Raw genomic sequence first — 20,397 nt, 5'->3', positions numbered from 1 at the left:
AGCAGGCATACCTGTTTTCTTAGCTAAAATTCATTATAAGGCGAGTTAACTCGGTTACAACGCCTTGATTCCACGGCGACGCAAAAAAATCCTGAAAACGCCTACAAAACCGCCAGAATGAGCGTTTCACGCCCACCTATCAGCACTAAATTTGGAGTGCGCAATGCCTTATTTCAACCCCAGTCAAAAAAAAACCCCTCCGAGGAGGGGTTTTTTTAGATCGTTACAGATCAGGCTTCTTCTGCTTGAGGCTCTTGCGGCTTGATCACTTCGTCGTAGCTCACTGTTGCATCCGTAACAGTCGCTTTTTCGAGCAGCAATTCAACAACCTTCTCTTCCAGCGCAGCAGCCTCGACATTCGCCAACAGTTGCTCGTTGCTGTAGTAGTAGTTGATCACTTCCTGAGGGTCTTCATAGGTCGAAGCGGCCTCTTCGATCAAGGAGCGAACAATATCCTTGTCTGCCTTCACTTCATATTTTTTCACTACTTCGGAAACAATCAGCGCCAGCGCTGTGCGTCGCTCAGCCTGAGCTTTGAACATATCGTCCGGCAACAGCGCCTGAAGATCCAGGTTCTGCGCGCTCTGACCGTATTGCTGAACCATCTGTTGACGCATTGCACCAATTTCGCTCTGTACCAACGCAGCGGGCAGATCGACCGAATTTGACTCGAGCAACGCATTCATTACCTGCTCTTTTACTTTAGCCTTGATAGCACGCTGCTTCTCACGCTCCATATTAGACTTAACCTCTTCGCGGAACTTCTCTTCTCCACCTTCGGTTACGCCAAATTTGGCATAAAATTCTTCGTCGAGCTTAGGCAGCTTTTCGCCGAGCACTTCGTGAACGGTGATTTCAAACTCTGCATCTTTACTGCGCAAATCTTCGACGTGATAATCATCTGGAAAAGTCACGTTAATCGGCTGTGTTTCGCCAGCCTTCATGCCAGTAATGCCTTTTTCGAAGCCAGGAATCATACTGCCGGAACCAAGCTCCAATTGATGCCCTTTTGCTTCTCCGCCATCAAAGGCTTCGCCATCAATTTTGCCCAGAAAATCGATAGTGACTTTGTCACCTTTTTTCGACTTGCGCTTAACGGGCTCCCAAGAGGACTGACCTTTTTGCAGTGTCTCGACCATTTTGTCGATGTCTGCGTCGGTGATTTCCGCGTCGTAGCGGGTAATTTCGATGTTGTCGAGTTCTTTTAACTCAACTTCTGGGTAGACTTCGAAGGTGGCGATGTATTCAACATCCTTACCTTCATCCATCTGCTTTGGCTCGATACTAGGCTGACCGGCAGGGCGCACAGATTCCTGGCGAACCGCGTCGTAAAAGCTGCGCTGGATGGTATCGCCCAACACTTCCTGACGAACGCCTTCACCAAAACGCTGCTTGACAACTTTAAAAGGAACTTTGCCTTTGCGAAAACCATTGATTCTGACGGTTTTAGCGGCCTGCTTAAGACGCTTTTCTACTTCCTGATCGATTATCTCGGCGGGAATACCAACAGTTAATCGACGCTCCAAACCGGAAGTCGTTTCGATAGAAACTTGCATTTCGTTCCTCTTACAATTTGCAGATAGATTTCAAAATAGAGTGTGGTGCGGTCGGAGAGACTCGAACTCTCACACCTTGCGGCACTGGAACCTAAACCCAGCGCGTCTACCAATTCCGCCACGACCGCGTTGCTTCACAAGCTACAATTTTTCTGACCTCACTTCCGTAAGCTATTGTTTTTAAAGGACAATTAAACGGTTTCTTGAGGTGGGTCAGTTTGAAGGGTGGCAATTGTGCCACAGTCCATTAAGGGGTTCAACAACAAAACTGTTTTGGACTGTGATGCGGGCCAAAATCGACCCGCAGGTGGGGCTATACGCGCTCGAGTATCGTCGTAATACCCTGCCCCAAACCAATACACATAGTCGCGACACCAAGAGATTTGTCTTCTTCCTGCATCACAGACAGGAGCGTTCCGGTAATTCGCGTACCCGAGCAACCAAACGGGTGCCCCAACGCAATAGCGCCACCATATAGGTTGACCTTTTCGTCCATGCTTTCCAGGAGATCGAGGTCTTTAAGCACTGGCAAAGATTGCGCAGCAAAAGCTTCGTTAAGCTCTATCGCATCAATATCGCCAATTGACATACCGAGCTGTTTCAACGCCTTCTGGGTAGAAGGCACCGGGCCATAGCCCATGATGGACGGGTCCACGCCAGCTAATGTCATCGCGCGGATTTTGGCGATAGGCGCCAAACCCAATGCTTTCGCTTTTTCAGCCGACATCACCAGCATGCCTGAAGCGCCATCGGTGATTTGCGAGGAGGTTCCAGCAGTGACGGTCCCACCCTTGGGGTTGAACACCGGTTTCAGGGTCGCGAGCACCTCAACCGTGGTATCCGCCCGAATCGTCTCGTCATCGACCACCGTGAAGGGGGTACCGTCAGAGTCGTGCCCACGCATGGGCACAATTTCCCGTTTAAACTTTCCGGCAGCGGTTGCCGCCGCAGCGCGTTGATGGGACCGCGCGCCGAACGCATCCATCTGCTCCCGTGAAATACCATGCAGCAAGGCCAAAAACTCGGCCGTCATGCCCATAGAACCAGCAGCCTTAGCCACCGTGTGCCCCATTGCCGGGTTGATATCGACACCCTCGTTCATATCGATATGCCCCATGTGCTCTACCCCGCCAACCACATAGACATCGCCCAACCCCGCCATGATATTGGCCGCGGCGGTATGCAGCGCAGACATGGATGAGCCGCATAAACGATTAATTGTCTGCCCAGGCACCGTGTGTGGCAGACCAGCCAACAAGCCGACATTGCGACCCAGGTTGAAACCCTGCTCACCCCGCTGCATAACACACCCCCAAAGAAGATCATCGATTTCGGCGGGGTCCAAGGCATCGTTTCGTGTGACTAGCGTCTTCACCAATTGAGCGCTCATGTCATCCGCACGCAAAAAGCGGAAGCAACCATTTTTGGAGCGCCCCATAGGGCTGCGGGCATAATCGACAATTACTACATCTCTCGCTTGTAAACTCATCGCGTTACACCTCGGCTTTTGGATAATAAGTTTGGCCAGTTTCCACAATCTTTTGCAGCCCGGGCGTGAGTTGGTATAGAGGACCAAGCGTTTCGCAGGACGACGCCATCTCTGCAATGACTTTGGCGCCAGCTTGATCTATCCAACGGAAAACCCCACCACGGAACGGCGGAAACCCTAAACCATAGACCAGAGCCATATCCGCCTCGGCCACCGAGGCGACAATTCCTTCCTCGAGACATCGGGCCATCTCGGTCACCATGGGTATCATCATCCGCGCGATGATATCTTCATCAGTAAAGTCCCTTAATGCCGCGCAATGAGGTTTGAGTAGCTCATAGCTTTCTTCGGTAGGTACTTTCTGCGGCTTACCCTTTTTATCTGGAGCGTAGTTGTAGAAGCCCTTTTCGTTTTTCTGTCCCAAACGGCCTGCCTCAAACAAAACATCGCTGGCAGCCTTGAAGGACTTGCCCATGCGGTCAGGAAAGCCTTCAGCCATCACCGATTCGGCGTGTACGCCCGTATCGATCCCCACAACGTCAAGCAGATACGCAGGCCCCATGGGCCAGCCCCACCGCTCCATTACCTTATCAACCTTTTGAAAATCTGCGCCGTCACGCAAAAGCATTGCAAAACCCGCGAAATAGGGGAAGAGCACACGGTTTACCAGAAACCCAGGGCAATCTTTAACCACCACCGGTTTTTTACCTAGCGCGCTGGCATAGGCCACCGTGGTGGCAACTGCAGAATCAGAGGTGTGCGTGCCGCGTATAACCTCAACGAGAGGCATGGCGTGTACGGGGTTAAAGAAGTGCATACCGCAAAAGTTCTGCGGCCGCTGCAGAGGCTCAGCGAGAAAATCAATGGAGATCGTCGAGGTGTTCGAGCAGAGTACGGCGGTGTCCGAGAGGTGTTTCTCTACTTCCGTGAGCACCGCGTGCTTGATATTTGGATTCTCAACAACAGCTTCGACGACAATATCGACCGCTCCGAACCCTTCGTAACTCAGGGTAGGTTGAATTCTGTTGAGGACCTCGGCCATCTTGGCTGTGTCGATACGGCCCCGCGTAACCTGTTTATTAAGCAGCTTCGCCGCCTCTGCCATGCCGAGATCCAACCCCTGGGTGGCGATATCTTTCATTACGACCGGTGTGCCTTTATAAGCACTTTGGTAGGCTATGCCGCCACCCATGATACCTGCGCCAAGCACCGCCGCTTTTTTTACTTCGCCCGGCGCGGACTTGATAAACGACTTGGCTTTTTTACCGAGAAGCTGATCGTTAAGAAACAGGCCAACGAGGCTCTCAGCCACCGGCCCTTGAGCGAGTTCGGCAAACAGCTCCGTCTCTACCGCCAGCGCAGCGTCCCGCTCCAGTTTGGCGCCATTCTGCATTGATTGAACTGCCGCTACCGGCGCGGGATAATGGCGGCCCGCCTGCCCTTTAATAAACATCTTCGCGCCTTCAAACGCGAGCAGGCCCTCCGTATCATTGATTCGAAGAGGGGACTTTTTCAGCTGCCGTCGGGGAAGATAAGGCAATGAACCCGAGATGGCATCGCGCAAAACTTTAATTGCTGCGTCATGCAGTTTTTCCGGTGCGACCACGCCATCGGCGACGCCCGCCCGCAGCGCAGCATCTGGTCGCTGATCCTTGCCAGAGGCGATCCAGTCAATCGCAACATCAAGACCCGCCAGGCGCGGCAAGCGGACCGTTCCACCCCAGCCCGGAATAATACCAAGCTTGGTTTCAGGCAGCCCGATTTTGGCTTTGTGACTTAAAATTCGAAAATCGCAGGCGAGACTGATCTCCATACCGCCGCCCAGACAATAGCCATTGATCGCGACAACAGTCGGTACCGGAAGATCTTCCAAGCGGGAAAACAGCGCATTGGTTTTGCCGTTATACGCCTTTACTGCATCGGTGCCCCCGGCAAATACTTTGCCGAATTCATTGATATCGGCACCAACAATAAACACCTCTTTCGCACTACTGAAAAGCAGGCCTGACAAACCTGGGTGGCTCTCCAATATATCCAGCGCATCGCCCAGCTCGGCCATGGCCTGCATACTAAATTTGTTAACCGACTCACCCTGTAAATCGAATTGCAGTTCCACAATTCCATCCTCTAGGGGGATCAACTTGAACGCCTTGCCATCGAAAATCATGCTCACCTCGAACAGGTAGTTGCTGCAGTGCCATACCTTAAATTCGCTGGTAGCACCGTGCAGTGAAAAATTCGCTTGAAACGTCTGTCGTAAACGATCATAGCACCCCCACCGGCGGGTTGCCGGGGAGTGTGCTAGGCTCGGCGATCGCTAAAAGATACCGTAATAACAACGCAGTCGTGGGCAGACTGATTGGCCAGACTGTGTGAGCGATGAAGTGAAAAGTGGAAGCCTTCGCCAACACCCAACTGATATTCATTGCCGTCAAGGCGCAATACCAATTCACCTTCGACAACAATACCGCCGACGAATCCCTTGCGGATCATCCATTCAGTCGAAATCTGGCTGCCAGGGCTGTATGTTTGGCGCGAGAGGTAAACCCCATCATGCCCCGCCTCCGGCAGCGGCATAATAAGATTTTCGGTGCCATCTTTGCGAATAGAAAGAAAATCCGCCGCCCGGTAAATAGGCGGCAAAATCTCCAATGTATCTGAAAAAAACTCCTGCAGAGTCATGGGGATTGCAGAAAGCACTTTCTCTAGAGATGCGACCGACGGGCTCACCTTGCCCTGCTCGATCATTGACAAAGTACTGTTAGTCACCTCTGCCCGACGCGCCAACTCCCGCTGGGAAAGTCCGTGCTGCTTGCGAACCGCCTGCAGCCGCTCGCCGAGTCGATTGTTGGCGGAAACCGCCGTTTGCTCCGACAGAACTGCTTGCGGAGATTGCTCTTCCATGATGGCTCCTTAAAAGTCATACCCCTCGTTATCTCCCAAGCTGACGGGATTAGCGAAACCGGGGAGTGTTATTTCGGTATTGCTGATCGAGATTTCCTCTTCATCGATCACCCGAGTCCCGAACTCGTATATCGGGCGTAAATCACCTTTGTCGGCCGCGGCTAAATAGCGTGCTGCATCGTCTCGGCTCTGCACCTGTTTATCCTGAAAAGCGGTCCATTGACCACCGGAATAATGGCGCTCTAGATAGCGGTTAACAACAGTCGGTGACAGCACTGTGGCAGTCGCATTGTTTCCACCAAAACCTTTCGAGTTCAGGAACGCAACGTCGATGTTACCGCATCCCAGGTCAATATCCTGGTTGGAGATGTGTAGCCGCGCCCCAAAAACGTCGTCTGCCACACCGTCAATTGTTTTGATGCCGGGCACCACGCCCTGCGCGAAGGCACCGAGCGTGGCCGCCATTTGATCGCCACTGGCGGGGCCCAAGGAATGCCCAAGGTATGACTTCACCGCTGCGACAGGCCAATGCTCAATGCCAAATGCTCGCGCGACCTGATCGAATATTTTGGATTCGGTAGTGCGGTTGTGCGGTGTACTGGAGCCGTGCGCCTGCACAAAACTCCGCTGTTGTATAGCTTCGTCACCTAACAGCGAACGCGCCAGACCAACTGCTTTTGCCATCGTCAGATAATTACCTGCGCCCGGCGCAGAAATAGACTTTTTAAACCCGTCAGCATTGATATAAACGCCGGGAACCGCGCCAAACACTTGCGCGCCCAGCTGCACGGCCAGGTCATCCGCCATCAACACCACATACTGAGCCGATTCCGCCAGAGTAAAGCCACAGTTTTCGCCAAAGGGACGACTGGCCCGGCGAAAATCAGGGCTTGCACCGACAGCAAGACCATCCAATTTGCATAAATCAGCATCGGTCGCGAGCGCACTCATTGCGGCATAGCCGTCGATAATTTCTGGAATAATAGGCGCCTCAGCGGAGCCTACAACCACAACCTTGCGACGACCTGACTTTATTTCAGCAACGCCCTGGTTAAGGTTATATAAAAAAGTGGCACAGGCGCCCGTCATACCGCCAGTGATACCCACACTACCCAGTACATAAGCGTTAATAAAATCTGCTGGCATGGTGTTTAACCCGAGAGCCAGCTGCTTTGACGTCACCCGACTCGCAAGCGCGCGCGACTGCATCATCCCACCTAAGCCAGTATTGTCTAACTGACTCATTACACTACTGCTGTAAACACCAATCTCATCTGGCGCAACCGCCGAGACAATACGCTGCCAATCGATACCCATCGATTGAACCGCATCGCTCGCAGCCAAAATAGCGAGCTGCAAGCCACGGGGATGATGCTGTGAACGATAGTGGGAGCCAGGATCGAAACCAGTAGGAAGCTGGCCAGCGGATTGAACCGCCATTTTACTGCGGCACTTCAATAACAGTGTCTGATCAGAGTCGATAGTGATTTTGTAGCGTCGCCCGCCTTCATCAAGCGGGTCTGCACGCCAGTGCTCGGGGATCGGGTGCGGCAAATCGCGACCGGCAATATCAAAGCTCACGGGCGATGTCGACTCGGCTTTTAAGGTGATATTTTTACCAATCGCGGTGTTGTCCACATCGAAAAACGACGATTCGATTCTTCGAATCAGGGTTCCGTCCAACACCGATTGAGGGTCTAGGTCCGGGCTCCCCATCAAGTGGGCAAGCGAGTCCAGTGTTGCGGCTTTGTCGCCTGCTGAAAGACTCTCGAAAATCATCCGCTGGTACGCCTGGTGACCGGAGCTTCTACCGGCGGCGTTATATCCACCAAATCCAACAATAAGAGGTAACGGAGTAGGCATAAAAAAGGGCTCGAAAATAGCTTCAGGGTTTTTGCGCACAGTGTATTGCCCAGCTTCCCCAAACACACAAGCCTTTTTGGACACCAAATGATGCCATTTTGGCCACGCAGTCGTACAATTAATCAAGCTGACCACTAATTCGACTGAGCACCTCCGATGCTACAAATTTGCTTTCTGCTCTACCCTAATATGCTGGCAACCAGCACGACTTTGCCCATGGAGCTGCTGGCGTCAGCGACCGCTCTGGCAAAGACACAACACCCCCGCAAGCGCGAGCACATAGAGATAACCCTGGCATCGTTGGATGGCAAAGCGGTGGTGACCCATACGGGAATTACACTAACACCCGATTGCCCGCTCGATGCAGTACCGCCCCCAGATATCGTTTACCTACCCGCGCTGTGGCGAAACCCCGAGCCGGTTATCGCAAAACAGCGTGAGCTACTCCCTTGGTTGCAGCGCGAACAGCAGCGAGGCGCTGCTCTCGCTGCGGTTGGAACCGGCTGCTGGTTTCTCGCTGAAGCCGGACTGCTCGACGGTAAAGCCGCGACAACTCACTGGTACTACTTCGACCGGTTCCAGGCCCGTTATCCAAAAGTGCAGCTAAAACGAAGTAATTTCATTACCCAGGCAGACAACATATTTTGTGCTGGCAGCGTCAACTCGCTGGCTGATCTCACCGTCTACTTTATTCAGCAACATTTCGGGCAGTCCGTCGCTCACCATGTGGAACGGCATTTCTTTCACGAAATACGGCGACTGTATGAAACAGCACATGCAGGCGACCAAATAGCCAAAATGCATCCGGATGAGGTGATAGTGCAGGCGGTCCACTGGCTGAGCGAAAACTATCACACCGATGTCAACGTGAGTGAGCTCGCTGCTCGATTTGATATGAGCGTGCGCACGTTCAACCGACGATTCAAACTGGCGACGGACACCACGCCGCTCAGCTATTTACAGGATCTTCGCGTAAAAAACGCACAAGAACTATTGAAGAGTACCAATCTGAATCTCTCGGAAATCATGTTTCGCGTTGGCTACCAGGACATCGCCCACTTCACGCGTCTGTTCAAGCGAATACTGGGGCTTACTCCCACCCAGTACCGGGTGACCGTGAGGGCAAAACTTTTTTCAGCAGATTAATCGTCCAGATTTATCCGATTCAGAGAGAAGTCGCTGGTGCCCGGGCCTGAATTAATGAACGCACGGAATAGTTTGGGCAGGAATGCACTGAGCGATTCAAGCGTCGTGCAAGGGTTTAGCAACCTTTAATAAAAACAAATGCGTCCGCCGCGAAAAATACCAGTGTCGCATTCCAACGCGAAGCAACCCACTGCAGAGTTTCGCGAGAAAAGAACGCGACGTGTGTAGGATCGTTTTTGTAATGCCAGTTTGCAAAAGCCTGCTGGCTAATTACGAGCTTGGACATAGCACCAAAATGACCACCTGGTTTGACGCACTGCCAAACCTGCGCTAAAGATACTGCTGGATTACGGAAATGCTCTATAACCTCGGTCGCGATAACAAAATCGAATTGCTCGCTTAAAAAAATCGGGTTGTTTGCGTAAATCGGATCGTAATTTTTTACGTTATATCCGTTCGCTCGCATCATTGATGCTACAGCTGGACCAGGTCCACACCCAAAATCCAAACCGCGGGCACCCTCCTGTAAACGCGCCTGCAGAGGCACTACCAGTCGGCTTAAAAAATTAACGTAGCCTGCGTCCTGAGGATCGTTTTCGTGCTTGTCGTACTCGGCTTGCTCATCGGTGTGGTTCAGATGAAATTGGTCTGGCACAAAAACCAGCCAGCAATTAAAACAACGCTTGTAGTGTCGCCGAGAATCCCGGTAAAAAACCACGTTGGAGTTGGACGAACAGAGAGGACATTTATTCATAAAAAAACCGGAGCCTTTAAGGCCCCGGTTCCTGCGTCAATTAGTACAGACGATTTTACAACTTAAGCGACTTTGTGTTGTGCCGGCTGGTTGTGGCTCGGCTCAATCACGGTTTCAGATTGGCTACCGCTCGCGTGCTGATCGATCACTTCTTGCTTTCTGTTGCCGGAGATCGATATGGTTCGCGGTTTCATCGCGTCGGGTATCTCGCGAACTAACTCGACATGGAGTAAACCATTTTCCAGAGACGCTCCGGTGACAATCACATAATCCGCGAGCTGAAAGCGGCGCTCGAAATTTCTTGCGGCAATTCCCTGGTGCAGGAATTTTCTTTCTGCCTGCCCGTCAGTAGATTTTTTCCCGGTGACGGACAAGGTATTTTCTTTCGTCTCAATCGACAGTTCTTGCTCGGAGAATCCGGCCACTGCCATCGAAATTCGGTATTTGTCTTCACCGGTCAATTCAATATTGTACGGTGGATAACTTGGTTGGCTCTGTTCAGATCGGGAAATCGCATCCAGCATATTTGCCATGCGGTCAAAACCAATCGCAGAACGGTAAAGGGGAGTAAAGTCGATGTTACGCATAATTCTATCCTCATAATTGAGCAATATTTTGGGTAGCCCATCCGCAGATCGGGCAATGTAAGCGAGCCACGCACTAGCCAGTTTTATTATCGAAGCCTGCTCCACACCTGATAACTTTCAGCGTGTGCAACGTGTAAACTTTCGAAAAAAACAACTAAGGTGCTCACTTGTTTCGGTTAGAGCCGCATATATACCTGCTCTGATAACCAATGTAAGGGCCAGTTTTCTGGCTTCAAGTGTGATCAAGAAAAAATTTTAATTTAATACTGACTTTAGCGCAGTCTCCAACCTGTCATATTCAAACTTGAAGCCCGCGGCAGATACACATCCTGGCAAAACATATTGCCCTCCGATCAGCAGTTCCTCCGCCATCTGCCCGTAAACCAGGCGCAATACCGATGCTGGCGTTGGCAAGCAGGCAGGACGCCCCAGCTGGCGACCGAGTTCGCGAGCAAACACACGCTGTGGAACGGGGTGGGGAGCCGTGCAATTAAGTGCCCCTGTGTATTCGGGGTTAAAGAGAGCCGTCATAAACAGCCGACAAAGATCGTCGATATGAATCCAGGACATTCCCTGCTTGCCATGCCCAATTGGGCCACCTAATCCCATTTTAAACAGGGGCAGCAATTTGGCGAGTACGCCGCCATCGCCAAGTACAACACCAATCCGCATCAAGCAAACACGCGTGCCCAGCCTGGAGAATCCCATCGCCGCCGTTTCCCAGCTCGCGCATAAGTCAGCGGCGAAACCCTCACCCCGGCCAGCATTTTCGTCTATTTCACCGGTTGTATTTGACCCGTAAAAGCCGACGGCAGACGCATTCAGCAGGGTATCAGGCATGTGCCCTGCTGCTTCCACCGAAGCCAGCAAGGCCTCAGTCGCAGCCACTCTGGAATCCTGCAGCATTTGCTTGCGCTTGTTTGACCAACGTTCATCAGCAATCGGCGCTCCCGCGAGATTAATAATCGCATCCGGGGCTACAGCTTCCGGCAGCTGTTGGTAATTTTTGACGAATTTAATGACGCGATGCCGATGATGTTCCGGCCGTCGAGTCTGAACGTATAGAGTTACGCCCGCTGATTCACTGCCTGAGATGTGCGGGGCGCTCTTAAGTATATGAGCGCAGAGCGCTCTACCGACAAAGCCAGTGCCTCCGGAAATGTATATCGTCCTCGGTAACATTGGGCTTCTCCCCGGGCTTTCGGACAACTGTTATCGTGTTAACTACGCTTGTTAAATACGATTGTTAACTGCGCGTAATAACTACGCGTGATCACCACCACGAGATCACTGCGGAGCGGCGCTTTTCTCAAGTCGAGAATTAAGCATCAGCGGATGCCCCAGAGTATAGGAGACAAAAACCACCTCCACGACGTTCAGCACCTCAAAGCACTTGGATACGCTTTCAAATCGCTAAAGGGTGTAAAGCAACCTCGTTTTTATTACCATTTATTTATAAAACACCCTTTGGATATGATTAAAAAATACTTGAAATAAAATCTGAAAAGACGATGATTAAGGCGTGGGCCCACCTTTCTAAACATTTATTTCATCGTAACCACTGATGGAGGTACGCCTATGAAGTCCAACGCCGATGTTGTATATCGCGACCTTGACGCATCCCCTGCGTTAAATGACATCATCTCTAAGAAAATTGAAAAACTACATCGTTTTTCAGATTCCATCATTCACAGCCGCGTCGTACTGGATAGCCCGCACAATCACAAACACAAAGGCAAAATGTACCGCGCATCAATAGAACTTGGCATAAAAGGTGCTCCTATCACAGTCACCAGCGACGACCCTTCCGTTCATATCGCAGTTCGCGAAGCCTTCGCAACCTGTGAACGCAAGCTCAAAGAGGAGTCCAATCGCAAGAAGTCGACTCGTCACTAGACTTCACACACTTCAATACAGCCAAGTCACCGCATGCCCGGTCATGAGCTGCATGCGGCCCCCAGCGAACTGCGTACCCCATCGCTGGGGGAGGACAATACCCACATCCAACCGTCGATGTTTGATCCAAGAGCCCCTATGTTCGATTGTATGGCCGTATCTGTGTTGAATTAACACAGGCAATTGCTGTCATAATTAGTCGCTGTTCTAGTCAATCAATGTCCAGTACTACCAAACACCCGATGAGGCACTAATTTGCCACCCACGTGTTGTGTTAACGGGGTAGGCTGCGTCAACGGTTTACAGCTGACTCCAAGCCAAATGACCGCTTCGCCAGCCATAGTGCTGATCAGGAAAGCAGGCCAGCACGCAGAATGGTAGCGACTACGAACCAGCGGTATGAGACTTAAATTGAGCCCTGCTTTGGATCGCTCGATATTCTGTAACAACTGGGAGTAATTATGCGGCTGAACCCTAGTATTTCCGCTACATATCTGCGATAGTTCGCGCCTTCCGGCGCTACCCCGGCTTCGACAAAATCCCTAACTTCCAACAATTTACCTGTGGGTCTGTTCACCCCCGCAGTAAGCGCTATGCTTGCGGTAATACATCCCACCTTGTGAACCGAGAGAGAACAAGAATTGAACAAACTGTTAAATAAGCAATGGACTTCAGCCGACTCAGCCGATCTTTACGGCATCCGTGATTGGGGTGCCGGATATTTCGATGTCTCAGATAAGGGGCTGCTTACTGTTACCCCAGAACGCGCCGGCAACAAGGTTGCACTGCCATTGCTTGATATCGTTCAGGAGATTCGCGAGCGAGGCATGGATATGCCCGTGCTGGTGCGTTTCGAAGACTTGCTGGAACAGCAGATTGGGCGATTAAACAACGCATTCCGCAAAGCGATCGCGGATACAGGGTATCAGGCGCCCTACCGTGGCGTGTTCCCGATCAAGGTGAATCAGCAGTGTCACGTGGTGGAGGAAATCTGCAACGTCGGCGCTCAGTTTGGGCATGGGCTGGAGGCTGGCTCCAAGCCAGAGCTGATTATTGCGCTCGCTCACCTGGAATCTCCAGACGCCCATATTGTATGTAATGGCTATAAAGACCAAGAGTTTATCGACCTTGGCCTGCATGCATGCAAAATGGGTTACAGCTGCTTCTTTGTTGTGGAAACGCCTACAGAGCTGCCGATCATTATTGAACGCAGTCGCGCCCTTAACATCAAGCCACTTATTGGTGTACGCGTTAAGCTCGCATCTATGGTGGGCGGGCACTGGACCGCCACCAGCGGCGATCGCAGCATTTTCGGCTTGTCTATCACGCAGCTGGTAGAGGTTGTCGACACACTGAAAGCAGAAGGCATGCTCGATTGTTTGCAGCTGCTGCACTACCACCTCGGTTCGCAGATTCCCAACATTCGCGACATTCGCACCGGCGTCACCGAAGCCTGTCAGGTCTATATGAACCTGGTGCGCGAAGGTGCTGCCATGGGCTTTTTGGACCTGGGTGGCGGCTTGGCGGTTGACTACGATGGCAGCAACACCAACTACATTCACTCGCGCAACTATACGCTCGAAGAATATTGTGCCGACATCATCGATGTCATTATGAGTACGCTCAACCCAGAACAAATTGCTCACCCGACAATTATTACTGAGTCTGGGCGGGCGCTGGTTGCCTACTCGTCGGTGCTACTGTTTAACGTGTTGGATGTAGCCAGCTTTCAGGTAGGGCAATTGCCGGAATCCATTCCGCGGGAAGAACACCGCTTGATCCACAGCCTGAAAGAAGCATTGGAAACAATGAGCGGAAAAAACATGCAAGAGTGCTTTAACGATGCGCTCTTCTACCGCGATGAAGTGCGCGAATTGTTCAAGCGCGGCCAGATTGGCCTGCGCTCACGCTCACTCGGCGAGAACCTCTTTTTGGCAGTAATGCAGAAAGTGCTAACCCTGACCGAAACATCGCCGAAGCAGTTTCAGGAAGCTGACAAATTGCGGGAGCAACTGTCGGATATTTATTACTGTAACTTCAGTTTGTTCCAATCGCTTCCGGATGTATGGGCCATCGACCAGGTCTTTCCTATCGCACCCATCCATCGTCTTGATGAATGCCCGACCAGAGAGGCAATTATCGCAGACATTACCTGCGATTGTGATGGCAAGGTAGACCGATTCACCAATATGCACGACACCAAAACCACTATCCCTTTGCATACACTGAAGGATGGGGAAGAGTATTACATTGGTGTATTTTTAGTCGGAGCCTACCAGGAAACACTTGGCGATTTGCATAACTTATTCGGCGATACGAACGTTGTCAGTGTGCGCCTAAACGATGACGGCAGCCACGAATTTGCCGACGAGCTGGAGGGCGATTCCATTGCCGACGTACTGAGCTATGTGGAGTATCAACCTCAGCAGCTGCGCGAGCGCTTTCGAAAAATTGCCGAACGCTCTACGCGCGAAGGCCGCATTACCGCAAGCGAACGCCAGGAAATAATGAAAGCCTTTTCCGAAAGCATGCTTGGCTACACCTACTACGAAAAAGTTTAATACCACGAGGAATAATGTTATGAGCAAAGTAATCATTGTTGGTGCCGGCGGCGTTGGCGGCGTAGTTACTCATAAGTGCGCACAGCTCCCCGAGGTATTTACCGATATTATTCTGGCGAGCCGCAACGAAGAAAAATGTAAGGCAATCGCGGCACAGCTGCCGCGAGCAATTCGTACGGCACAGGTGGATGCCGACAACGTAGCGCAGATGACTGCTCTGCTGGAAGCCGAAAAGCCTGACCTGGTTATCAACGTTGCCCTGCCGTACCAGGATCTGCCGATCATGGACGCCTGTCTGGCTGCCGGAATCGACTACCTGGACACTGCGAACTACGAGCCACCTGAAGAAGCCAAGTTTGAATACAGCTGGCAGTGGGCTTATCAGGACAAATTTAAAAATGCCAACATTATGGCGCTACTCGGCAGCGGGTTTGATCCCGGCGTAACCAACGTGTACACCGCGTACATCAAAAAACACTACCTCGATGAAATTCACGAGCTGGATATTATTGATTGCAACGCTGGCGATCACGGGCAGCCGTTTGCGACAAACTTTAACCCGGAAATCAATATCCGCGAAGTCACCGCCAAGGGCCGCTTCTGGGAAAATGGCCAATGGGTTGAGACCGACCCACTGTCGGTAAAAGACAGCTACGATTTCCCTGAAGGTATTGGACCGAAAGACATCTACCTGATGTACCACGAGGAGCTGGAATCCATTACCAAGCACTTCCCGGAAATTAAGCGTGCGCGCTTCTGGATGACCTTCTCGCAGAACTACCTGAAACACCTTGAAGTTCTGCAAAACGTAGGGATGACGGGTATTGAACCCGTAGTTTACGAAGGCAAAGAGATTATCCCATTGCAATTTTTGAAAGCGGTGCTGCCAGACCCTTCAAGCCTTGGCCCTTTGACCAAAGGCCGCACCTGCATCGGCTGCGTGGCTAAAGGCATCAAAGATGGCAAAGAAAAAATTGTTTACATCTACAACATCTGTGATCACGAGAAGTGCTACGAAGAAGTACAGTCGCAGGCGATTTCCTATACCACGGGTGTTCCTGCAATGATCGGGGCCAAAATGATTTTGGAAGGCAAGTGGAAAGCTTCTGGGGTATGGAATATGGAACAATTCGATCCAGACCCCTTTATGAACGACCTGAACCAGTACGGCCTGCCCTGGCAAGTGGTGGAGCTCGACGCTACCGGGCTGACCGATTAATGGATAAAGTTTTAATGGGCAATACAGGATACCCAGGCTTCGAAAACTTCGACAAAAGCACGGTGCAAACACCGTGTTACGTTGTCGACGAATGCCGCGTAGAGCACAACTTGAAGATTCTGCATCACGTGCAAAAAGCCAGTGGTGCGAAAGTATTGCTCGCGCTCAAAGCCTTTTCGATGTATTCGCTGGCACCGTTGGTCATGCGTTATCTCCACGGTGTTTGTGCCAGTGGTATTAACGAAGCGAGGCTGGGGCGAGAGGAGTATCAGGGTGAGGTGCATACCTATTGCGCGGCATTCCGGCCCCACGAGTTCGACGATATAGTCGCCCTCTCCAATCACGTCATATTTAATTCGGTAAGCGAATGGCAACGCTACCAGGCCCGCGCGCTGGAGCACCTGGACGCACGCGATAATCTGGCCTTTGGGCTGCGTATCAATCCGCAGCACAGCGAAGGGGAAACACCAATGTACGATCCCTGCGCGCCTTGCTCACGCATGGGGATTCCGCTGGCGTCACTCGACGGGGTTGATTTAACCGGGATTTCCGGGCTGCATTTTCACACCCTGTGCGAACAGGATTTCGCACCTTTGGCGCGTACGCTTGACGCCGTCGAAGAAAAATTCGGGCATCTGTTAACTAAAATGCGGTGGATTAACTTTGGTGGAGGCCACCATATCACTCGTGAAGGCTATAATGTAGAAGGTCTTATCGAGCGGGTTAAACTTTTTAGTAAAACCTATGGGGTACAGGTGTACATCGAACCCGGCGAAGCCATCGCGCTTAATGCAGGTGTGCTGATTACTGAAGTCCTCGATACCTTGCACAACACCATGGATCTCGCCATCACCGATACGTCCGCCACCTGTCATATGCCGGACGTACTCGAAATGCCTTATCGCCCTCGTATTACAGGGGCTGGCGAACCAGGCGAAAAACCACACACTTATCGGCTGGGCGGCCCGAGCTGTCTCGCCGGAGATGTGATTGGAGACTATAGCTTCGACGAACCACTGCAACCAGGCAGCCGGCTGCAGTTTGAAGATATGGCGATTTACACCATGGTGAAGAACACCACATTTAACGGCATTAATCTGCCGGACATTATGGTGTGGAATAGTGAAACACAGTCTCTCCGCCTGGTAAAAAGTTTTGGCTATGAGGACTTTAAACGACGGTTATAACCTGGAACCTCAGAGCCAATGAACGACTCGACGGCTGATACCCCAGTATCTCTGCACTGCCCTCGCGGCAACGATTGCCCAATCAGTGCAGAACTTTCGCAATTGCGGGATCGCGTGACTGAGCTGGAACAGCACGCGCAAACCGATCCGCTGACCGGCCTGTACAACAAACGCTATTTTGACTCTGTACTGCACCGGGAACTTGAGCGCACGCAACGCACCGGTATGCCAACCACACTGATCATGCTCGATGTTGATCATTTCAAGCGTTTCAATGACACCCATGGGCACGTCGCTGGTGACCACGCCCTCAAACACCTCGCCCGCACACTGCGTTCAAATTTACGTAATTTGGATATCGCCTGCCGGTTTGGAGGTGAGGAATTTGTGGTTGTTCTGCCCTCTACGCCGCTCCTGGTCGCGATTCAGGTTGCTGAGCGGCTGCGGCAACAATTAACCAACAGCACCCTCGTGATTGATGCGTCAGCAATGAAGCTCACCGCCAGCTTTGGCGTCGATACCTACACTCACGAACACAGAGATAATCTTTTGGATTTTGTCGAGCGCGTCGACAAACAGTTGTATCTTGCGAAGAGCGCTGGGCGTAATTGCGTAAAACACGCCACCAACGCTCCCCGCAGTGCCCATGAGGTAACCCCCGAAGAGCGGGACGCGTTGTTCTAAAAACTATTGTTTTAAAAACTGTTGTTTTAAAACCTATCGCTTTAAAAACTGTTGCTCTGAGCCTGGGAACTGGCGGGCATTGGGTTTGCCTCTGTCTCCACAGCAGCCGACGATTCGGTTTCCGGCGTACAGCCGGGCTTGAGCTCGGCCTTGCTGGCCGCCACCGCACCAGTAACATGCCCCGGTAGCGCAAACGCGGCAGTCAGGTAGGTTACCGGCACAACATAGCCGAAGGTGCCACCAACATAGGTGCCGTAAGCCGGATGCAGCGCGTGATACGCCGACTTCTCTTGCGATAAATCGCAATTGTCGTGCAGATAACTCAACGCCTCATTGCTGGCTACAGCTTCATGGTAAAGCGCCACACCGGGAATACCGTAAATCGCGGAGTAAATGCCTTTATATTTTCGCGAATTGAAATCCTTGGCGTGGCCACCTTCATGCAACAACACACTCGGGATATCCGAGTAGATGCTAATGGTGTTCGAATAGGGGTTGAAGTGATCGCCACCAAAAAACCGCCCGGGTAAAATTGTATAGCCAACCGCATTAAAAATGCCCAGGGTAAATCGCCAAAAACCGCCTATCTCCCGATTTCGAAAGGTGCGCGACCACTGTACTCCAGGCTTGTAGGTATTAACCAATACCTGAACATCATCCAGTTCATTACGCTCCAGATATTCGGCCAGAACATCAATTGTTTCTGCTGATACTTCATGGCTATCGACTTTTTTGTTCCACAGCACCAGCTTCGCCAGCAGGCTACCAGGCCAGATCCAATCGGATGCATCGAGAAAACGGTGCGGTTCGCCAACAATTATGGGATTGATGGTTCGCGGTCCTTCCCCATCAATGGCGTCTCGTCCCTGAGTGCCGTAAACGTAGGTATTCGAAGCGCAGCCGCTCAGCCAGAGCAGCGCAATAAGACAACATCCAAATTTCACGGGTGTTCCTTTTTGTGGTTGTATTTATGAGCAGTATTTCAACCCGATTCCGCCCAAACCACAATAGCCACCAGGATTTTTGGCAAGATATTGCTGATGATAATCCTCGGCATAATAGAACTCAGTGCGCGCCACGATCTCTGTCGAAATCTGACCGTGGCCTTCTGCGGTGAGCACCTCCTGATATTTTACCTTCGACGCTTCAGCCACCGCGCGCTGCTCGGGTGTGACATATAACCCGGAGCGATACTGGGTACCTATATCGTTGCCCTGACGCATCCCCTGGGTCGGATCATGCGCCTCCCAAAAGCGCGCCAGCACATCCTCGAGCACTACCTTCGCCGGGTCAAACACCACCAGCACCACTTCGTTATGGCCGGTTTTTCCGGTACACACCTCTTCATACGTGGGGTTGGGGGTAAACCCACCACTGTAACCAACAGCCGTGGTATGGATGCCTTCCATTGTCCAGAAGCGACGTTCGACTCCCCAAAAGCAGCCACACCCAACAATCAGCGTTTCTGTGTTCTCTGGGAAGGGCGCAACAATACTGTTGTGCAGTACATAATGAGTTGACGGTTCCACAATCGGCGTTGTACGCCCCGGCAGCGCCTCTTCAGGCGTGGGCATCTGTTGCTTTTTTGCCATGCGGTCATTCATACGATCAAATAGGTCCATAGACAATAACCTCGTTTAAGAGCGCGGCAAAGCCGCACTCGCTCAGTGACATGTTACAGCTCACTATACGCATCACAGGTCAACGGGAGATTTCTAGCGAGCCAGGAATCACAACAATCTTTCTCTGGAAATCCGCACGCGCTCCCCAAACGCTTAGCTGTCATTAATCCTCAACCCAATTAGGGTCCAGATCCATTATCCAGCCAGACGCATTCTCTGGATGTGGTACCGACCAAGGCTCTAAAAAGGCGCCCAGTTTTGCAGAGCACTTCTCTGCCATGGCAGTAAAGGTTGGACGACCTGGATCCGCCAGCACCACGCGCAGGCCCGGTACTTTACTGGCGCGGCGCACCAGGTTGTATAGCGGGTCTACCATTTCATCCCAAAAACAAATGTCGGCACCAATCACCAGATCGAACGCCTCGAGGTCAGCTTTGCGTACCTTTTCGTAGCGACACTTCCAGGTTGCCACGTCCACGTCGTTGATAATGGCGTGGTGCTCCATGTAAGGAAACACCGTCTCGTCAGCATCAAGCCCCGTGACTTTTGCATCGAATACCTTCGCACAGTAAATGCCAGACAGCCCCCAGCCACAGCCTATCTCGAGCACTTTCAACTTCTTTTTGTTGCGCGTAATTTGCGGCGGATACTCTTTTAAATAATCCATGACCAACAAACTGGATTTCCAAACTTTGTTGCCATGAATATTCGGCACGCCCGTCGCTTTGCGGATACGCTTAATATCGGGATGACTGTTTTGTTGAATTTTTAGGCCGTAAGCTTGCCTCTCGTATTTCGGCATCTGGCTCCCCTTGAAGTACAACCGAGTTTTTGAAGGCATTGTGGCAAAATCAGTAGTAAAATCCCAGCCGCAGCTCTCTTGCTGATGCAAAATGAACGAAGAAACCGCAGAATAACGCCAATACACG

17 protein-coding genes and 1 tRNA gene are annotated in these 20,397 nt (G+C 51.7%); 6 read left to right on the top strand and 12 right to left on the bottom strand.

Annotated elements, in window-relative coordinates:
- Positions 1 to 230 precede the first annotated feature (230 nt).
- The 6 genes from tig to TERTU_RS07170 form a co-directional block, all read right to left on the bottom strand.
- Positions 231 to 1,556, bottom strand: a complete 1,326-nt coding sequence (gene tig, locus TERTU_RS07195) for a trigger factor (RefSeq protein ID WP_015817344.1) — start codon at positions 1,554 to 1,556, stop codon at positions 231 to 233.
- A 43-nt stretch (positions 1,557 to 1,599) separates the two neighbouring features.
- A tRNA-Leu gene (locus TERTU_RS07190) sits at positions 1,600 to 1,684 on the bottom strand.
- Between the two features lie 185 nt (positions 1,685 to 1,869).
- On the bottom strand, positions 1,870 to 3,045 hold the full coding sequence (gene fadA / locus TERTU_RS07185; protein ID WP_015817011.1) for an acetyl-CoA C-acyltransferase FadA: 1,176 nt from the start codon (positions 3,043 to 3,045) through the stop codon (positions 1,870 to 1,872).
- Between the two features lie 4 nt (positions 3,046 to 3,049).
- Complete coding sequence (gene fadB, locus TERTU_RS07180; RefSeq protein WP_015818783.1) at positions 3,050 to 5,212, bottom strand: fatty acid oxidation complex subunit alpha FadB; 2,163 nt, start codon at positions 5,210 to 5,212, stop codon at positions 3,050 to 3,052.
- Between the two features lie 134 nt (positions 5,213 to 5,346).
- Entirely contained in the window at positions 5,347 to 5,949 is a 603-nt protein-coding gene (locus TERTU_RS07175; RefSeq protein ID WP_015817942.1) for a helix-turn-helix domain-containing protein, read from the bottom strand.
- A 9-nt stretch (positions 5,950 to 5,958) separates the two neighbouring features.
- Positions 5,959 to 7,947: a beta-ketoacyl synthase gene (locus TERTU_RS07170; protein WP_080516695.1), complete on the bottom strand. Its 1,989-nt coding sequence runs from the start codon at positions 7,945 to 7,947 to the stop codon at positions 5,959 to 5,961.
- A gap of 21 nt (positions 7,948 to 7,968) precedes the next feature.
- Here TERTU_RS07170 and TERTU_RS07165 point away from each other — a divergent pair, with 21 nt between their 5' ends.
- Positions 7,969 to 8,958, top strand: coding sequence for a GlxA family transcriptional regulator (locus TERTU_RS07165; protein WP_015819420.1), 990 nt, complete (start codon positions 7,969 to 7,971; stop codon positions 8,956 to 8,958).
- 115 nt (positions 8,959 to 9,073) lie between these two features.
- Here the strand turns inward: TERTU_RS07165 and TERTU_RS07160 are convergent, their stop codons facing one another.
- The 3 genes from TERTU_RS07160 to TERTU_RS07150 form a co-directional block, all read right to left on the bottom strand.
- Positions 9,074 to 9,712, bottom strand: coding sequence for a class I SAM-dependent methyltransferase (locus TERTU_RS07160; protein WP_015817930.1), 639 nt, complete (start codon positions 9,710 to 9,712; stop codon positions 9,074 to 9,076).
- A gap of 62 nt (positions 9,713 to 9,774) precedes the next feature.
- On the bottom strand, positions 9,775 to 10,299 hold the full coding sequence (locus TERTU_RS07155) for an Hsp20 family protein (protein WP_015818881.1): 525 nt from the start codon (positions 10,297 to 10,299) through the stop codon (positions 9,775 to 9,777).
- A gap of 255 nt (positions 10,300 to 10,554) precedes the next feature.
- The gene (locus TERTU_RS07150) at positions 10,555 to 11,481 is read right to left on the bottom strand and encodes a TIGR01777 family oxidoreductase (protein WP_015820909.1); all 927 of its coding nucleotides are present in this window, start codon (positions 11,479 to 11,481) and stop codon (positions 10,555 to 10,557) included.
- A gap of 396 nt (positions 11,482 to 11,877) precedes the next feature.
- Here TERTU_RS07150 and TERTU_RS07145 point away from each other — a divergent pair, with 396 nt between their 5' ends.
- From TERTU_RS07145 to TERTU_RS07125, 5 genes are all read left to right on the top strand, one after another.
- The gene (locus TERTU_RS07145; RefSeq protein ID WP_015817645.1) at positions 11,878 to 12,195 is read left to right on the top strand and encodes an HPF/RaiA family ribosome-associated protein; all 318 of its coding nucleotides are present in this window, start codon (positions 11,878 to 11,880) and stop codon (positions 12,193 to 12,195) included.
- A 641-nt stretch (positions 12,196 to 12,836) separates the two neighbouring features.
- Positions 12,837 to 14,756 carry a biosynthetic arginine decarboxylase gene (gene speA, locus TERTU_RS07140; protein ID WP_015818116.1) on the top strand — a complete coding sequence of 640 codons (1,920 nt, stop codon included), beginning with the start codon at positions 12,837 to 12,839 and terminating at the stop codon, positions 14,754 to 14,756.
- A 19-nt stretch (positions 14,757 to 14,775) separates the two neighbouring features.
- Positions 14,776 to 15,975 carry a saccharopine dehydrogenase family protein gene (locus tag TERTU_RS07135; protein WP_015817875.1) on the top strand — a complete coding sequence of 400 codons (1,200 nt, stop codon included), beginning with the start codon at positions 14,776 to 14,778 and terminating at the stop codon, positions 15,973 to 15,975.
- Entirely contained in the window at positions 15,975 to 17,162 is a 1,188-nt protein-coding gene (gene nspC, locus TERTU_RS07130; RefSeq protein WP_015819501.1) for a carboxynorspermidine decarboxylase, read from the top strand. Before TERTU_RS07135 ends, nspC begins: the two co-directional genes overlap by 1 nt.
- An 18-nt stretch (positions 17,163 to 17,180) precedes the next feature.
- Positions 17,181 to 17,846 (top strand): GGDEF domain-containing protein, encoded by a 666-nt coding sequence (locus TERTU_RS07125; protein WP_015820890.1) that lies wholly within the window; start codon positions 17,181 to 17,183, stop codon positions 17,844 to 17,846.
- A gap of 41 nt (positions 17,847 to 17,887) precedes the next feature.
- On the opposite strand, the gene TERTU_RS07120 is transcribed toward TERTU_RS07125, so the two are convergent.
- The 3 genes from TERTU_RS07120 to TERTU_RS07110 form a co-directional block, all read right to left on the bottom strand.
- Positions 17,888 to 18,790 carry a hypothetical protein gene (locus TERTU_RS07120; protein ID WP_015817143.1) on the bottom strand — a complete coding sequence of 301 codons (903 nt, stop codon included), beginning with the start codon at positions 18,788 to 18,790 and terminating at the stop codon, positions 17,888 to 17,890.
- Positions 18,791 to 18,814: 24 nt separating this feature from the next.
- Positions 18,815 to 19,468 (bottom strand): peptide-methionine (S)-S-oxide reductase MsrA, encoded by a 654-nt coding sequence (msrA, locus tag TERTU_RS07115; protein ID WP_015817261.1) that lies wholly within the window; start codon positions 19,466 to 19,468, stop codon positions 18,815 to 18,817.
- Between the two features lie 163 nt (positions 19,469 to 19,631).
- Entirely contained in the window at positions 19,632 to 20,270 is a 639-nt protein-coding gene (locus TERTU_RS07110; RefSeq protein ID WP_019602337.1) for a class I SAM-dependent methyltransferase, read from the bottom strand.
- Positions 20,271 to 20,397 lie beyond the last annotated feature (127 nt).

It is taken from the genome of Teredinibacter turnerae T7901 (genome assembly GCF_000023025.1).
Classification (GTDB): domain Bacteria; phylum Pseudomonadota; class Gammaproteobacteria; order Pseudomonadales; family Cellvibrionaceae; genus Teredinibacter; species Teredinibacter turnerae_B.
Note: the sequence above shows the minus strand (reverse complement) of the source record. Positions and strands in the feature narration are given on the sequence as shown.

Bases quoted from the DNA above. Each gene is read 5' to 3' on its own strand.
- tig (WP_015817344.1), bottom strand. From the start codon at position 1,556: ATGCAAGTTTCTATCGAAACGACTTCCGGTTTGGAGCGTCGATTAACT.
- fadA (WP_015817011.1), bottom strand. From the start codon at position 3,045: ATGAGTTTACAAGCGAGAGATGTAGTAATTGTCGATTATGCCCGCAGC.
- fadB (WP_015818783.1), bottom strand. From the start codon at position 5,212: ATGATTTTCGATGGCAAGGCGTTCAAGTTGATCCCCCTAGAGGATGGA.
- TERTU_RS07175 (WP_015817942.1), bottom strand. From the start codon at position 5,949: ATGGAAGAGCAATCTCCGCAAGCAGTTCTGTCGGAGCAAACGGCGGTT.
- TERTU_RS07165 (WP_015819420.1), top strand. From the start codon at position 7,969: ATGCTACAAATTTGCTTTCTGCTCTACCCTAATATGCTGGCAACCAGC.
- TERTU_RS07160 (WP_015817930.1), bottom strand. From the start codon at position 9,712: ATGAATAAATGTCCTCTCTGTTCGTCCAACTCCAACGTGGTTTTTTAC.
- TERTU_RS07155 (WP_015818881.1), bottom strand. From the start codon at position 10,299: ATGCGTAACATCGACTTTACTCCCCTTTACCGTTCTGCGATTGGTTTT.
- TERTU_RS07150 (WP_015820909.1), bottom strand. From the start codon at position 11,481: ATGTTACCGAGGACGATATACATTTCCGGAGGCACTGGCTTTGTCGGT.
- TERTU_RS07145 (WP_015817645.1), top strand. From the start codon at position 11,878: ATGAAGTCCAACGCCGATGTTGTATATCGCGACCTTGACGCATCCCCT.
- TERTU_RS07135 (WP_015817875.1), top strand. From the start codon at position 14,776: ATGAGCAAAGTAATCATTGTTGGTGCCGGCGGCGTTGGCGGCGTAGTT.
- nspC (WP_015819501.1), top strand. From the start codon at position 15,975: ATGGATAAAGTTTTAATGGGCAATACAGGATACCCAGGCTTCGAAAAC.
- TERTU_RS07125 (WP_015820890.1), top strand. From the start codon at position 17,181: ATGAACGACTCGACGGCTGATACCCCAGTATCTCTGCACTGCCCTCGC.
- msrA (WP_015817261.1), bottom strand. From the start codon at position 19,468: ATGGACCTATTTGATCGTATGAATGACCGCATGGCAAAAAAGCAACAG.
- TERTU_RS07110 (WP_019602337.1), bottom strand. From the start codon at position 20,270: ATGCCGAAATACGAGAGGCAAGCTTACGGCCTAAAAATTCAACAAAAC.